The organism is Pseudaminobacter soli (ex Li et al. 2025) (assembly GCF_003012705.1).
GTDB classification, from domain to species: domain Bacteria; phylum Pseudomonadota; class Alphaproteobacteria; order Rhizobiales; family Rhizobiaceae; genus Pseudaminobacter; species Pseudaminobacter soli.
Genome location: NZ_PXYL01000007.1, coordinates 179,283 through 193,147, shown reverse-complemented (window position 1 = coordinate 193,147; position 13,865 = coordinate 179,283). Strand labels below are relative to the sequence as shown.

Here is a 13,865-nt window from a genome sequence, read left to right as displayed (position 1 = left end):
CGAGGGGGAGATAGATGGATTCTTTGACGTGGCAGCTGCCGCTGCCATACCTCATTGTAGCGCTGATTTTCGGCTACTTGCTCGGCTCGATCCCATTCGGCCTGCTGGTCACGCGCGCGGCCGGGCTGGGTGACGTCCGCAAGATCGGCTCGGGCAATATCGGCGCAACCAATGTGCTGCGCACCGGGAGCAAGAAACTCGCGGCGCTGACGCTGCTGCTCGACGCGTTGAAGGGCACCGCAGCCGTGCTGATCGCCGGCCTCTATGCTCCGGAAGCCGCGCTGGTGGCGGGCCTTGGCGCCTTTCTCGGCCATCTCTTCCCTGTCTGGCTCGGGTTCAAGGGTGGCAAGGGCGTCGCCACCTATCTAGGTGTGCTGATCGCGCTTGCCTGGCAGGGCGCGCTGGTCTTCGCCGTGGTCTGGCTGCTGGTCGCTTTCCTCACCCGCTACTCGTCGCTTGCCGCGCTGGTCGCAGCGGTGGCAGTGCCGGTTGCGCTCTACTTCCTCGGCCTGCGCGACACTGCGACCCTTTTCGTGCTCATGAGCGTGATCGTGTTCATCAAACACCACGCGAACATATCGCGGCTGCTTGCGGGCACTGAATCGCGCATCGGGGCCAAGGGATGAACAAGACTGCCGGTCCCCGCCTCAGCGACCGGCAGCGACTGAACTGGCTGCGCCTTATCCGCACCCCGAATGTCGGGCCCGCCAGTTTCCGCGATCTCATCAACCGCTTCGGCTCAGCCGAAACAGCCATCGAAATGCTGCCGGAACTGATGATCTCCGGCGGCGCCAATCGCATAGCTCGCATTTCTTCCGTTAATGAAGCGGAGGCCGAGATGGAGATGGCGCGCCGCCACGGCGCGCGCTTCGTTTGCATCGGCGAGCCCGATTATCCGCCCCTGCTGCGAAAATTGGACAACCCGCCGCCCTTACTGGCGATCAAGGGAACGGGCGCCGTCTTCGGCTTGCCCGCGGCAGCAATCGTCGGCGCCCGCAACGCTTCGCTGGCCGGGATAAAGATGGCGCGCTCGCTCGCCGCCGAACTGGGGCGCGAGGGCTATTCGATCGTATCGGGCCTTGCGCGCGGCATAGACACCGCAGCACATCAAGGCAGCCTTGCGACCGGCACCGTAGGCGTCTTTGCCGGAGGGCTCGACAAACCCTACCCGCCCGAGAACATCGGCCTCATGGAGGGAATCGCCGCTGGCGCCGGCGCCATCGTCTCGGAAATGCCGTTCGGCTGGGAGCCGCGCGCCCAAGATTTCCCACGACGCAACCGCATCGTTGCGGGCATGACGCTCGGATTGGTTGTGGTGGAGGCTGCCAAACGCTCCGGCTCGCTCATCAGCGCGCGGCTGGCGGGTGAGATGGGAAGGCTGGTGTTCGCGGTGCCCGGCTCGCCGCTCGATCCGCGTGCGGCCGGCACGAACGGTCTTCTCAAGGACGGCGCGATCCTCGTCACCGAGGCCAGCGATGTCATGTCCGCGCTCTCGCCGCTGACCGGGGCACCGTCGCCTCTTGCATTGTCGCTCGACGAACCGCCGGATTTCTCGGTCACGCCGCCTCCGGGCGACAACGACCGGGATCGGGTGGTGGAAGCGTTGGGCCCCGTGCCAGTCGGCGTGGACGAGATCATCCGCCACACCGGACTGCATCCGTCCCAGGTTTTCATGATTCTGCTGGAGCTTGATCTTGCCGGCCGGCTCGAACGCCATTCAGGAGGCGCGGTCTCGCTTGTCCTGCTGGACCCGTGACGCCCGTTCGCCCCTTATGATGTCGCTCGCTTCGACATAGGCCATCTCGATCAGATAGGTGAGCATGTCGCAGCGCTCCGCTTCCGCCATGGCCCGCAGCTGGCCGAGCAGCGTCTGGATGTAATCGAGCGTATCCGTACGCCTCGTTGTAAAGGACTGCCGCATCGGCAATACTCCGCAATGTCTCGCAAGGGCGGTCACCCCAAGCAGGCTCAAGGAAAGGATGAATTATCCGAACTAATACAACCCCTGATAATAATCACTATATTGAATATACTCTAAATTGCAATCGGCTAACATGGCCGCTTCATGGCTGCGTCTAAAGACGCAAAAGGCGTTTTTGCCCCCCGCCCCTTGACCGGACGGAAAACCACAGCCATGTGACGGGCCAGTTGACAGAAATTTTCGCCGCGCGTCGCCTTGATCCCCGCAGGCGACCTCATTGGAAATAAGAGAAAACATGGACGTCGTCGTCGTCGAGTCGCCCAACAAGGTCAAAACCATTAACAAGTATCTGGGCAAGAACTACAAAGTTCTGGCCTCGTTCGGCCATGTGCGTGACCTCCCTGCCAAAGACGGCTCGGTGAAGCCCGACGAGGACTTTGCCATGTCGTGGTCGGTGGACGGCGCCTCGGCCAAGCGGCTCACCGACATCGCCAAGGCGGTCAAGGATGCCGACGGCCTGATCCTCGCAACCGACCCTGATCGCGAGGGAGAAGCCATTTCCTGGCACGTGCTGGAAGTGCTGAAGCAGAAGCGCGTTCTGAAGGACAAGCCAATCAAGCGCGTGGTGTTCAACTCCATCACCAAACAGGCCGTGCTCGACGCGATGGCCAATCCGCGCGACATCGACCCACCGCTGGTCGACGCCTATCTGGCCCGCCGCGCGCTCGACTATCTCGTCGGCTTCACGCTTTCCCCGGTGCTGTGGCGCAAGCTCCCCGGCGCCCGTTCGGCCGGCCGCGTCCAGTCGGTGGCACTGCGCTTCGTCTGCGACCGCGAGAACGAGATCGAGCGCTTCGTCCGCGAGGACTACTGGCTGGTCGCCGCCATGCTGGCCACGCCGCGCGCCGAGACCTTCGAAGCCAAGCTGACGACCTACGAAGGCAAGAAGCTGCAGAAGCTCGACATCAAGAGCCAGGAACAGGCCGACGCGATCAAGACCATGCTCGACGGCGCTGCCTTCAAGGCGCTGTCGGTCGAGGCCAAGCCGACCAAGCGTAACCCTGGCCCGCCCTTCACCACCTCGACGATGCAGCAGGCCGCATCCTCGCGCCTCGGCTTCTCGGCCGTGCGCACCATGCAGGTGGCGCAGCGCCTCTATGAGGGCATGGACCTCGGCGGCGAGACCACCGGCCTCATCACCTATATGCGTACCGACGGCGTGCAGATGGCGCCTGAGGCGATCAGTGCCGCCCGCTCGGCAATCGCCCGCGAATTCGGCGACAAATACGTTCCCGAGAAGCCGCGCTACTACTCGACCAAGGCCAAGAACGCGCAGGAAGCGCACGAAGCTATCCGCCCCACCGACTTTTCGCGCACGCCGGCCGAGATGCGCAAATATCTCGATGCCGACCAGGCGAGGCTCTATGAGATGATCTGGAAGCGCGCCATCGCCAGCCAGATGCAGCCGGCCGAGATCGAGCGCACCACCGTCGAGATCGAAGCCCGCAATGGCTCGCGCGCGGCACAACTGCGCGCAGTCGGCTCGGTCGTCCGCTTCGACGGCTTCATCGCCGCCTACACCGAACAGAAGGACGAAGACTCGGAGGACGAGGAAAGCCGGCGCCTGCCGGAAATCCGTATGGGCGACGCGCTCGACCGCAAGTCGATCAACGTCACCAGCCACACCACAGAGCCGCCGCCGCGTTACAGCGAAGCCTCCTTCATCAAGAAGATGGAAGAGCTCGGCATCGGCCGCCCCTCGACCTATGTCGCCACGCTGAAAACGCTGGAAGACCGCGAATATGTGACGATCGAGAACCGGCGGCTGATGCCGCAGCCGAAGGGACGGCTGGTCACGGCCTTCATGGAAAGCTTCTTCGAGCACTATGTCGAATACGACTTCACTGCCTCGCTCGAAGAAAAACTCGACGAAATCTCCGACGGCAAGCTCTCCTGGAAGGATGTGCTACGCGACTTCTGGAAGGCGTTTTCGGCAACCGTCGACGACATCAAAGAACTGCGCGTTACCGACGTGCTCGACGCGCTGAACGAAGAGCTTGCGCCGCTCGTATTCCCCGAGCGCGAGGACGGCTCGAACCCGCGCATCTGCCCGAAATGCGGCACCGGCAACCTGTCGCTGAAGCTTGGCAAGTATGGAGCTTTCGTCGGCTGCTCGAACTACCCGGAATGCGGCTATACTCGCCAGCTGGGCGGCGACGGCAACGGCAATGGTGAAGCGGGAGGCCTCGAGGACGGCACCAAGTCGCTCGGCAAGGATCCCTACACCAGCGAAGAGATCACGCTGCGCAGCGGCCGTTTTGGTCCGTACCTGCAGCGTGGCGAAGGCAAAGATGCCAAGCGCTCCAGCCTGCCAAAGGGCTGGACACCCGCAAGCATCGACCATGAGAAGGCGGTGGCGCTCCTGTCGCTGCCGCGCGATGTCGGCAAGCATCCCGAATCCGGCAAGATGATCTCCGCCGGTCTCGGCCGCTACGGCCCGTTCGTGCTGCACGACGGCACCTATGCCAATCTCGAAAGCATCGAGGACGTGTTCTCGATCGGCCTCAACCGCGCCGTTTCGGTGCTGGCCGAGAAGCAGTCGAAGGCAAAGGGCGGCCGCAACGGCACGGCGGCGGCTGCGCTCAAGGAACTCGGCGACCACCCAGCGGGCGGCGGCGCGATCACCGTACGCGACGGCCGCTACGGGCCCTATGTCAATTACGGCAAGATCAACGCGACCCTGCCCAAGGGCAAGGACCCGGCGAGCGTCACCATGGAAGACGCGCTGGCGCTGATTGCCGAGAAGGAAGCCAAGGGCGGCGGCAAGAAGCCCGCGCGCAAGACGGCCGCTGCCGCCAAGAAGCCGGCAGCCAAGGGGACGGCGACCAAGAAGGCCGCGGCGAAGAAAGAGGAATAGCAAGCCTTGGCAAGAAGCATCTCCGGGCGGAAAAGCGCTGGCGCGAAGACCGGCTCGTCCGACGCCACCCGTTCCGGAGGCAAGGCTGGCGCTTTCCTGCCCTCGCGCGACGACATCCTGCGCTATATCGCGGAAAATCCCGAAAAGAGTGGCAAGCGCGACATCGCCAAGGCCTTCTCCATCAAGGGCGAGAACCGCATCTGGCTGAAGGACACGCTGGCCGACCTCCAGGGCGAAGGGCTGCTGCAGAAGGAGCGCAAGCGGCTCGTCCGCCCGGGTTCCCTGCCCTCCGTCGCTGTGCTCGACATTTTTGGCCGCGATTCAGACGGCGGGCTTTTAGCTCGGTCAGTCGAACAGCAGGATAACGACGTGCCCACGGTCGTGGCGGTCAAGGTATCGCGCAGCGGGCCGACGCCAGGCGTCGGCGACCGCGTGCTGGCCAAGACTTTCCCCACCCATGCTGAGACCGGGCCGGCCTACACCGCTCGCGTGATGAAGATATTCGAGAAGCGCCATGACGCGGTTCTCGGCGTCTTCCGCATCCTTCAGGACGGCACGTTCCGGGTCGAGCCGGTGGAGCGCCGCCAGACCGAACTCGTCGTCGAGAAAGAGTTCCGCAACGGAGCAGAGAGCGGCGATCTGGTCGAGGTCTTGCCGCAGCGGGCACCGCGCTACGGCCTGCCGCGCGGCAGGGTTCTGAACGTCGTCGGGTCGCTGGCGAGCGAAAAGGCGGTCTCGATGATCGCCATCCACATGCACGAGATTCCGCACATCTTCCCGGCCGATGTGATCGAGGAGGCGGACGAGGCCAAGCCCGCCGCGATGGATCGCCGCGAGGACTGGCGCGACCTGCCGCTGGTGACGATCGACCCGGCCGACGCCAAGGACCATGACGACGCGGTGTTCGCCGAGCCGGACACCGACGAAAAGAATCCGGCCGGGATCGTTGCCTATGTCGCCATCGCCGATGTCGCGGCCTATGTCCGTTCAGGCACGCCGCTCGACCGCGAGGCGCTGAAGCGCGGCAATTCGGTCTATTTCCCGGATCGCGTCGTGCCGATGCTGCCGGAGCGCATCTCGAACGATCTCTGCTCGCTCAAGGCTGGCGTCGATAGGCCAGCGCTTGCTGTGCGCATGACCTTCTCCGCCGACGGGCGGAAGATCCGCCACTCCTTCCACCGCGTCATGATGCGGTCCTCCGCCAAGCTCGCCTACAGCCAGGCACAGGCGGCCATCGACGGTGTGCCCGACGATGTGACGCGTCCGATCCTCGACACCATCCTGAAGCCGCTTTGGGCAGCCTACGACGTGCTGAAGCGTGGCCGCGATTCGCGCCAGCCGCTCGAACTCGACCTGCCCGAGCGCAAGATCCTGCTGAAGCCCGACGGAACGGTCGACCGCGTCGTTGTGCCGGAGCGGCTGGACGCCCACAAGCTGATCGAAGAGTTCATGATCCAGGCCAATGTCTCGGCCGCGGAGACGCTTGAAGCCAAGAAGCAAAGCCTGGTCTATCGCACACACGATGCGCCCTCGCTCGCCAAGCAGGAGGGCCTGCGCGAGTTCCTGGCTACGCTCGGCCTGTCGCTGGCGCGCGGCGCGCAGATGAAGCCTGCGCAATTCAACCAGATTCTCAGCCACGTGAAGGGCGCAGAGCATGAAGCGCTGGTCAACGAAGTGGTGCTGCGCGCGCAGAGCCAGGCGCTCTATTCGCCGGAGAATCTCGGCCATTTCGGTCTGAACCTGCGCCGCTATGCGCATTTCACCTCGCCGATTCGCCGGTATGCCGACCTGATCGTGCACCGGGCGCTGATCAGCGCCTTGTCGCTCGGCTCGGATGGCATCACCCGCAGCGAGGAAGAGCGGCTGGAAGACATTTCCGAGCTGATTTCGGCCACGGAACGCCGCGCCATGTCCGCCGAGCGCGATACGATCGACCGGCTGATCGCCGGCTATCTTGCCGGACGCCTCAACGACACCTTCGACGCGCGCATTTCCGGCGTCACCAAGGCGGGGCTTTTTGTCCAATTGCCGCAGTTCGGCGCCGATGGTTTCATCCCGGTGTCATCCCTGGATGGCGATTATTATGTTTATGACGAAACTGCCCGGGCGCTTTTTGGAGATCGTACAGGGAAAGGCTACCAGTTGGCCGACCGAGTCGAGGTTCGCCTTGTCGAGGTAGCCCCGCTCGCAGGCGCCATGCGCTTCGAGATGCTGACTGAACCGAAGCCGCTTCCCGGCTCCAAGCGGTCGTTCCACAAGGCAAAGGCACAAAGAACGCGGGCGCGGGCAACGCAATTGCGCGCCGCAACCCGTAGCAGGAGACGTTGATGCAGACTGAGGTTTTTGGCGGAGAGCAGCGCGTCAGCCGTCCGGTACGTCCGTTGTGGACGGCGATGAAGCGCGGCTTCAGGGGTCGGTGCCCGCATTGCGGAGAGGGAAAGCTGTTCTCTTCCTTCCTGACGATCGCCCACAAGTGCGAAAGCTGCGGCGAGGAAATGTTCCATCACCGCGCCGATGACCTGCCCGCCTATCTCGTCGTCGTCATCGTCGGTCACGTCGTCGTTGGCGCCTTCATGGGCGTGGAAGCCACCAGCACTCTGTCGACCTGGCAGCATCTGGCGATCTGGGTGCCGCTTACGATCTTCATGTCGCTTGCACTTTTGCGCCCAGTCAAGGGCGCTGTCGTCGGCCTGCAATGGGCGCTGTATATGCACGGGTTCGGCGGCGAAGAAGACCAGATCGAGATGCATCCTGAGGTGTGAAGCCCACCGCTGGAGCAACGCTCGGTTGGCTGGGACAATTTCGTCCAACGACAGATTGCCCTAAGGTGCTTGCATGCAAGGACTGACCAAAGCCCAGGTGGACAAGGCCGAAGGGCGCGATTTCGCGCTCGGCCCAGGTCCAAAGCGGCCGCGCGACGCGGCGACCCTGATTCTGCTCGATCGCAAGGGCGAGGACGTGCTCGTGCTGATGGGCAGGCGCCATGCAAGCCATGCCTTCATGCCCGGAAAATTCGTCTTCCCCGGCGGTCGCACCGATCCGGACGACGGGCGCGTGCCCGTGACGGACGCTCTGGACCCGCAGGTGGAGGCCAAGCTGCTTTCCACCATCGCGCGCCGCAGCCTCACGCGCGCCCGCGCCATCGCACTTTCGGCCATCCGTGAAACCTATGAGGAAGCTGGTCTCCTGATTGGCCGCAAGGCGCCCTTCGCCACCGCCAAGGCCGACTGGCAGGGCTTTGTCGAGAACGGCGTGCAGCCCACCTTGCAGCCGCTGCGGCTTGTTGCCCGCGCCATCACCCCGCCCGGCCGCGTTCGCCGATTCGATACGCGCTTTCTGGCCGCGTGGCGCAGCGACGTGGCCGTAGAATTGCCAAATGGCGGCCCTACCAACGAACTCGAAGAACTCGTCTGGCTTCCGCTCGGCGAGGCCCGCCAGGCCGATATCCCGGCCATCACGAGGACCATATTGGAAGAACTCCAGCAGCGATTGACAGCCGATCCCCTGCTGCGCCCCGGCGGACCAATTCCCTTCTACCGCATGGTCCGCAATAGTTTCGTCCGCGACATCTTCTGAAATTCATAGGCTAAACGATCCATGACAGGCAGCATCGAATCGCAAGCCTTAGACATGCCCATGCGCTGGTTGTCGATTTCGGCGGCCATCGCGTCCATCAGCGTCGTCGGCATTGCCATCGGGCTCGGCATGCCGTTGCTCAGCATCATTCTGGAAACGCGCGGCTACTCGGCCTCCATGATCGGCCTCAACACGGCCATCGCCGGCATTGCGTCGATCACCGCCGCGCCCCTGGCTACACCGCTTGCGGTGCGATTTGGCGTGGTCTGGACCATGCTCGGCATGATCCTGCTCGGGGCGCTGGCCTTCATGGGGTTCTATTTCGCCCCAGCCTTCTGGATGTGGTTTCCGCTGCGCGTCCTGCTCCATGTCGCCCTGACGGTGCTGTTCATCCTTTCGGAGTTCTGGATCAGCACCTCAGCGCCGCCGCATCGCCGCGGGCTGGTTCTGGGCATCTATGCGACCGTGCTTTCGCTCGGATTCGCGGCCGGCCCCTGGCTGTTCTCGCAGATGGGCAGCGGCGGCTTCATGCCCTTCGGCACCGTATTCGTGCTGGTCATGATCGCAGCGATTCCCGTTCTGGCGGCATGGCGCGAAAGCCCCAATATCGTGCCTGAGGGAGGTTCCAGCGGCTTCATCCGCTACATCTGGATCGTGCCCACGGCCACAGCCGCCGTCCTGGTCTTCGGCGCGGTGGAAACGGGCGGGTTTGCGCTGTTTCCAGTGTTCGGCAACCGCATCGGCTATTCGGAGGGCGATGCCGCCCTGCTTCTGACGATGATCGGCCTCGGCAACGTCTTCATGCAAATTCCGCTCGGCATGATCTCGGACCGTGTCAGTGACAGGCGGTACCTTCTGCTGATCTGTGCCGTCGTCGGCTTCGCCGGCATGATCCTACTGCCCCACATCCAGGCCAACTGGTATGTGATGGCAGGCCTGCTGTTCCTCTGGGGCGGCGTGGTGGCGGCTCTGTACACGATCGGGCTCGCCCATCTCGGCTCGCGGCTCTCCGGCCACGAACTGGCCAATGCCAATGCCGCCTTCGTGCTCTGCTACGGATTCGGCATGATCCTCGGCCCACAGGCGATCGGCATCGGCATGGATGTTTTCGGCACCAGCGGCTTTGCCTGGACGCTCGGCGCATTCTTTGCCGCCTACATCATCTTGGCCGGGAGCAGGCTCGTTCTTGGCGGGCGCTCTTGACTTTCTGCACACGTTCTTTATGTGTCGCGCCAAGTTTTCCGCATCCGGCCTTTTAGCCGTGGTCACGCGGCCCGAACTCCAAAGATAGACGGACGAACATCATGGCCAAAGCCGCAAACATCAAGATCAAGCTTCTTTCGACCGCCGACACGGGTTTCTTCTACGTGACGAGCAAGAACAGCCGCACGAAGACCGAAAAGCTGTCGTTCCGCAAGTACGACCCGGTTGCCAAGAAGCACGTCGAATTCAAGGAAACGAAGATCAAGTAATCTTCGATCCGGTAGAGACTTCGAAACGCCGCCCTCTGGGCGGCGTTTTCGTTTGTGCAAACATCAACGCCAACGAAGGCGCGCTCGAAACTATCGGATGATTTGAGGGTGGTTTGGGGGCCGGTCGGCTATCTGGCAGCGGTACGAGGAGGCCACTGTGTGCCAGAGCCGGCCGGCCGACCCCATGGACCCAGGAGATGCGGCGGACCTGAGCATCATGGGGTTACTTTGGGCGTCGAAACGCCGTTCAGTCTGTCTTGCTGCGACAGTTGCGCATGGCCGGGTGAAAATCAACCGTTTCTTAACCACACCCGCCGAATCGAATGAATTAAGGTAAACCCCTAACCATTACAGGTTGATGCGGGTTTGCGCTCGCTACTCAGGCGGCCTTTGCGACCACGCGATTGCGGCCGGCGGACTTGGCTTCGTAAAGGGCAAGGTCGGCACGCTTCATCATGTCGGCGACCGTGTCGGAGCCGCGCTTGAGCGACGAAACGCCCACACTAACGGTGACGTCGAGCGTCTGGCCATCCTTGCCCACGGCAAACGGCGTGCGTGCGATTTCGGCCCGAATGCGTTCGGCAACCTTCTCGGCGATATGGCCTTCCGTGTCGGGCATCACCACGACGAATTCCTCGCCGCCATAGCGGCAGGCGAGATCGATGCCGCGCACGTTCTGGCGCAGCCGGCGGGCAAATTCGCGCAGGACATCGTCGCCGCCGTCGTGGCCATAGGTGTCGTTGATCGACTTGAAGCGGTCGAGATCGGTGATCATCACCGAAAGCGAGCGGCGGCGCGCCACGGCGCGGTCGAACAGCGTCTGCAGGTGGCTGTCGAGATAGCGCCTGTTGTGCAGGCCGGTCAGACCGTCCGTCACTGCCATTTCGATCGTCTGGGCCACGCTGGCGCGCAGATGGTCGTTATAGCGCTTGCGCCGCACCTGGGTGCGCAGCCGCGCCGTCAGCTCCTGCTGGTCGATGGGACGGACGAGATAATCGTTTATGCCGAGCTCGAGGCCGCGAATGATGCGCTCCTCCTCGCCCATATCCGCCAGCAGGACGATCGGCAGGAACCGCGTCCGGTCGAGCGAGCGCAGCTGCGAGCAAAGCCGCAGCGGATCGAAGTCGGTCAGCGCGGTCGAGATCACCACGCAATCGTAAGAGTTTTCGGCAGCCTGGAAGAAGCCGCTGTGCGGATCGGTTGCCAGGTCGACATCCATGCTGTTGCGAAGCATCTTCTGGATGCGCTCGTAGGATGCCGGCCGTTCGTCGACCAGCAGCACACGCGGCGCTTCGCCATCATTCGGCAGGCCACGGCTCAACAATTCCTCGATGCCGATATTGCGAGTGGTCGAGGCTCGCAGGCGAATCTCGTCGGTCAGCATCTTCAGCCGCACCAGGCTCTTCACCCGGGTCATGAGCTGGAGGTCGTTGACCGGTTTGGTCAGGAAATCGTCGGCGCCGGCCTCGAGCCCGCGAATGCGGTCGGAGACCTGATCGAGCGCTGTAATCATCACCACCGGAATGTGCGCGGTGGCCGGATCGTTCTTCAGCCGGCGGCAGACCTCGAAGCCATCCATATTGGGCATCATCACGTCGAGCAGCACGACATCGACCTTGCCGTTCTCGCAGGTTTCGATGGCATCGGGACCGTTGGTGGCGGTCAGCACCTCGAAATATTCGGCGAGCAGCCGCACTTCCAGCAGCTTCACATTGGCAGGGATGTCGTCGACGACGAGGATGCGCGCGGTCATGGTCGTTACTGTCCAGACAGATGGTGGCGCATGAACATCACGCGTCCCCCAGATAGGATTTGATCGTCTCGATGAAGCGTGGCACCGAAATGGGCTTGGAGATGTAGGCCTCGCAGCCGCCCTGGCGGATACGCTCCTCGTCGCCCTTCATAGCGAAGGCCGTCACAGCAATGACGGGGATGACATGGAGATCGTCGTCCTCCTTCAGCCACTTGGTCACTTCGAGTCCGGAAACCTCGGGAAGCTGGATGTCCATCAGGATCAGGTCCGGCCGATGGGCACGCGCCAGATCCAGCGCCTCAAGACCGTTGCGCGTACGCACGGTCTCGTATCCACTCGCCTCGATCAGGTCGCGGAAGAGCTTCATGTTGAGCTCATTGTCCTCGACGATCATTACCTTCTTAGCCATTGAAATCCCGTCCCGAATGCCGATCGCGCGTTATCCAAAACTCCTGCGCTGCCTGCCGATGGCACCAAACCCGTAGCAAGACTAGCGCAAGATCATTGACGAAACGGAAACCTCCGAGAGGTTTGCCGGTCGCCCAGTTGACCTGCTTCCTACACCATTTTTGCGACGACTGTCCGCCGCACTTGCCCGCGCGGCCAGCAATCGCTACTTCAAAACAGGTTTCACCTGGACAGGGAAATGTGGCGATGATCAAGCAATCCGCGGTACATGAGGGCGCCGAAGCCATCGCCATCCAGGCGCTCGGCTTCATTGCCTCGGATCCAGAACTGCTGCCGCGCTTCCTGTCGATCACCGGCATTGAGGCCTCGGCCATACGGCAGGTGGCCCGCGAACCAGGTTTTTTGGCCGGCGTGCTGCAATTCGTGCTGGCTCACGAGCCGACGCTGATCAGCTTCTCTGAGGCCGCCAACATCGCGCCGGGCGAGGTCGGCAAGGCACTGCGGCATCTGCCGTTGGGCGATAGCAGCTATCAGACATCGATATGAGCGAAGACCAGGAAACAGCACGCCAGATCGCCGAACTGGCCCGTGACGACCGCCCGCTTCTGGTGCTCGACGTGGACGAGGTCGTGCTGGAATTCATCCAGCCCTTCATCGGCTACATCGGCACGCTGGGCCTTGAACTGCGCATCGATTCGTTTCGGGTGCACGGAAACGTCTTTGACCGAGAAACGCAGGCGGCAATCGCCGACGAGCGCGTTTCGGACCTGATCGAGGAGTTCTTCACCGTCCAGTCCGACTGGCAGAACTGCCCGGAGGGTGCGACGGAAGCCATCGCGACGCTGGCCGAGCGTGCCGAGATCGTGATGCTGACGGCGATGCCGCACCGCCATCGCGCAACGCGACGTGCATTGCTCGACCGGCTCGGCTTCCCCTACCCGCTTCTGACCACCGAGCGGGCCAAAGGACCGGCTATCCTGCAGCTGCGCGGCGAGCATCCGCGCCCGGTGGCCTTCGTCGACGACATTGCGCACAATCTGGTCTCGGCCCGCGCCTGCGTGGCCGATGCGCATCTCTTCCACATCATGGCGCACAAGGGCCTACGCGAACTGATGCCGCCGCTGCCTGACGGCATTATTGAGGTGGAGAACTGGCAGGAAGCGACGCCTAAGATCGCCAGGGCGCTCGGCTTCTGACCCACGGCCCCGCCTTCAGATAGTCAGGCGCATCAGCGGACGTCCCGCTTTGCGTTCCGCCATCTGCTCGAAGCCGGCCTTCTCGAACACCCGCGTCGAACCGACGCAGAGCCCGACCGAGCGCGAATCCTTCGATTCGGTCATCGGGCAGGCTTCCAGAAGCCGCGCCCCGTTTTCCCGGGCAAAGCCGATACCGGCCTCGACCAGCCGATGGGTCAGCCCCTTGCCTCGAGCAGAATTGCGGATGAAGAAGCAGGAAATCGCCCAAACTGCGGGATCGGCGGCATCGTCCGGCTCGACTGGCGTCGACACCCTGCCCGCCTTATTCCACTCCGGCACGTCGGCGCGTGGACCGATCTGCATCCAGCCCATGGCGACACCATCCTCGACCGCAAGCAGACCGGGCGGCGGCCCTGATTCGATTCGGGCCTTGATGAATTCCTTGTTGCGGACGCGATCGTTTTCGCGACGCATTGCCGGCGGCAGGCGATAATGCGTGCACCAGCAGCCGTAACAGGCGCCCTGCTTGCCAAACAAATCCTCGAATTTCGGCCATAGATCGCCGGTAACCGGCACAATTGTCAGCACAGACACGCTCCCTCCATCCTGCCGCTTGTGGGCG

General features: G+C 63.1%; 14 protein-coding genes. 10 read left to right on the top strand and 4 right to left on the bottom strand.

The genetic code is table 11. The annotated features are described in order from the left end of the window. Positions 1-14: 14 nt before the first annotated feature. Together plsY and dprA are read left to right on the top strand one after the other, a co-directional pair. Positions 15-626, top strand: a complete 612-nt coding sequence (gene plsY / locus C7I85_RS15860) for a glycerol-3-phosphate 1-O-acyltransferase PlsY (protein WP_181257198.1) — start codon at positions 15-17, stop codon at positions 624-626. Continuing rightward, positions 623-1,756 carry a DNA-processing protein DprA gene (dprA, locus tag C7I85_RS15855; protein ID WP_106724961.1) on the top strand — a complete coding sequence of 378 codons (1,134 nt, stop codon included), beginning with the start codon at positions 623-625 and terminating at the stop codon, positions 1,754-1,756. The genes plsY and dprA overlap by 4 nt, the downstream gene beginning before the upstream one ends. Here the strand turns inward: dprA and C7I85_RS15850 are convergent. Then, on the bottom strand, positions 1,718-1,921 hold the full coding sequence (locus C7I85_RS15850; RefSeq protein WP_106724960.1) for a hypothetical protein: 204 nt from the start codon (positions 1,919-1,921) through the stop codon (positions 1,718-1,720). The two genes, dprA and C7I85_RS15850, sit on opposite strands and share 39 nt — an antisense overlap. Before the next feature lie 295 nt (positions 1,922-2,216). On the opposite strand from C7I85_RS15850, the gene topA reads away from it, so the two are divergent. The 6 genes from topA to rpmG all read left to right on the top strand — a co-directional run bounded on the left by topA (position 2,217) and on the right by rpmG (position 9,886). Beyond that, positions 2,217-4,838, top strand: a complete 2,622-nt coding sequence (topA, locus tag C7I85_RS15845; protein ID WP_106724959.1) for a type I DNA topoisomerase — start codon at positions 2,217-2,219, stop codon at positions 4,836-4,838. A 6-nt stretch (positions 4,839-4,844) separates the two neighbouring features. Then, on the top strand, positions 4,845-7,166 hold the full coding sequence (gene rnr / locus C7I85_RS15840) for a ribonuclease R (RefSeq protein WP_181257197.1): 2,322 nt from the start codon (positions 4,845-4,847) through the stop codon (positions 7,164-7,166). Then, positions 7,166-7,600 (top strand): DUF983 domain-containing protein, encoded by a 435-nt coding sequence (locus tag C7I85_RS15835; protein WP_106724958.1) that lies wholly within the window; start codon positions 7,166-7,168, stop codon positions 7,598-7,600. The genes rnr and C7I85_RS15835 overlap by 1 nt, the downstream gene beginning before the upstream one ends. Before the next feature lie 73 nt (positions 7,601-7,673). Beyond that, positions 7,674-8,414: an NUDIX hydrolase gene (locus C7I85_RS15830; RefSeq protein WP_106724957.1), complete on the top strand. Its 741-nt coding sequence runs from the start codon at positions 7,674-7,676 to the stop codon at positions 8,412-8,414. A 60-nt stretch (positions 8,415-8,474) separates the two neighbouring features. Next, the gene (locus C7I85_RS15825; protein WP_181257196.1) at positions 8,475-9,617 is read left to right on the top strand and encodes an MFS transporter; all 1,143 of its coding nucleotides are present in this window, start codon (positions 8,475-8,477) and stop codon (positions 9,615-9,617) included. Between the two features lie 101 nt (positions 9,618-9,718). Continuing rightward, positions 9,719-9,886: a 50S ribosomal protein L33 gene (gene rpmG / locus C7I85_RS15820; RefSeq protein ID WP_019173400.1), complete on the top strand. Its 168-nt coding sequence runs from the start codon at positions 9,719-9,721 to the stop codon at positions 9,884-9,886. Between the two features lie 379 nt (positions 9,887-10,265). On the opposite strand, the gene C7I85_RS15810 is transcribed toward rpmG, so the two are convergent. Continuing rightward, positions 10,266-11,639 (bottom strand): PleD family two-component system response regulator, encoded by a 1,374-nt coding sequence (locus tag C7I85_RS15810; RefSeq protein ID WP_106724955.1) that lies wholly within the window; start codon positions 11,637-11,639, stop codon positions 10,266-10,268. 37 nt (positions 11,640-11,676) lie between these two features. After that, positions 11,677-12,033 (bottom strand): response regulator, encoded by a 357-nt coding sequence (locus tag C7I85_RS15805; protein WP_280821061.1) that lies wholly within the window; start codon positions 12,031-12,033, stop codon positions 11,677-11,679. Positions 12,034-12,293: 260 nt separating this feature from the next. On the opposite strand from C7I85_RS15805, the gene C7I85_RS15800 reads away from it, so the two are divergent. Together C7I85_RS15800 and C7I85_RS15795 are read left to right on the top strand one after the other, a co-directional pair. After that, on the top strand, positions 12,294-12,593 hold the full coding sequence (locus C7I85_RS15800; RefSeq protein ID WP_106724953.1) for a DUF3572 domain-containing protein: 300 nt from the start codon (positions 12,294-12,296) through the stop codon (positions 12,591-12,593). Next, a complete protein-coding gene (locus tag C7I85_RS15795; protein ID WP_106724952.1) occupies positions 12,590-13,243 on the top strand; it encodes a hypothetical protein in 654 nt (217 codons plus the stop codon). The genes C7I85_RS15800 and C7I85_RS15795 overlap by 4 nt, the downstream gene beginning before the upstream one ends. 15 nt (positions 13,244-13,258) lie before the next feature. On the opposite strand, the gene C7I85_RS15790 is transcribed toward C7I85_RS15795, so the two are convergent. Beyond that, complete coding sequence (locus C7I85_RS15790; protein WP_106724951.1) at positions 13,259-13,831, bottom strand: GNAT family N-acetyltransferase; 573 nt, start codon at positions 13,829-13,831, stop codon at positions 13,259-13,261. Positions 13,832-13,865: the final 34 nt, after the last annotated feature.

Excerpts from the sequence above, each read along its gene's own strand:
- C7I85_RS15800 (WP_106724953.1), top strand. The coding sequence starts at position 12,294 with ATGATCAAGCAATCCGCGGTACATGAGGGCGCCGAAGCCATCGCCATC.
- C7I85_RS15805 (WP_280821061.1), bottom strand. The coding sequence starts at position 12,033 with ATGATCGTCGAGGACAATGAGCTCAACATGAAGCTCTTCCGCGACCTG.
- dprA (WP_106724961.1), top strand. The coding sequence starts at position 623 with ATGAACAAGACTGCCGGTCCCCGCCTCAGCGACCGGCAGCGACTGAAC.
- topA (WP_106724959.1), top strand. The coding sequence starts at position 2,217 with ATGGACGTCGTCGTCGTCGAGTCGCCCAACAAGGTCAAAACCATTAAC.
- C7I85_RS15830 (WP_106724957.1), top strand. The coding sequence starts at position 7,674 with ATGCAAGGACTGACCAAAGCCCAGGTGGACAAGGCCGAAGGGCGCGAT.
- C7I85_RS15810 (WP_106724955.1), bottom strand. The coding sequence starts at position 11,639 with ATGACCGCGCGCATCCTCGTCGTCGACGACATCCCTGCCAATGTGAAG.
- plsY (WP_181257198.1), top strand. The coding sequence starts at position 15 with ATGGATTCTTTGACGTGGCAGCTGCCGCTGCCATACCTCATTGTAGCG.
- C7I85_RS15825 (WP_181257196.1), top strand. The coding sequence starts at position 8,475 with ATGCGCTGGTTGTCGATTTCGGCGGCCATCGCGTCCATCAGCGTCGTC.
- C7I85_RS15795 (WP_106724952.1), top strand. The coding sequence starts at position 12,590 with ATGAGCGAAGACCAGGAAACAGCACGCCAGATCGCCGAACTGGCCCGT.
- rpmG (WP_019173400.1), top strand. The coding sequence starts at position 9,719 with ATGGCCAAAGCCGCAAACATCAAGATCAAGCTTCTTTCGACCGCCGAC.
- C7I85_RS15850 (WP_106724960.1), bottom strand. The coding sequence starts at position 1,921 with ATGCGGCAGTCCTTTACAACGAGGCGTACGGATACGCTCGATTACATC.
- C7I85_RS15835 (WP_106724958.1), top strand. The coding sequence starts at position 7,166 with ATGCAGACTGAGGTTTTTGGCGGAGAGCAGCGCGTCAGCCGTCCGGTA.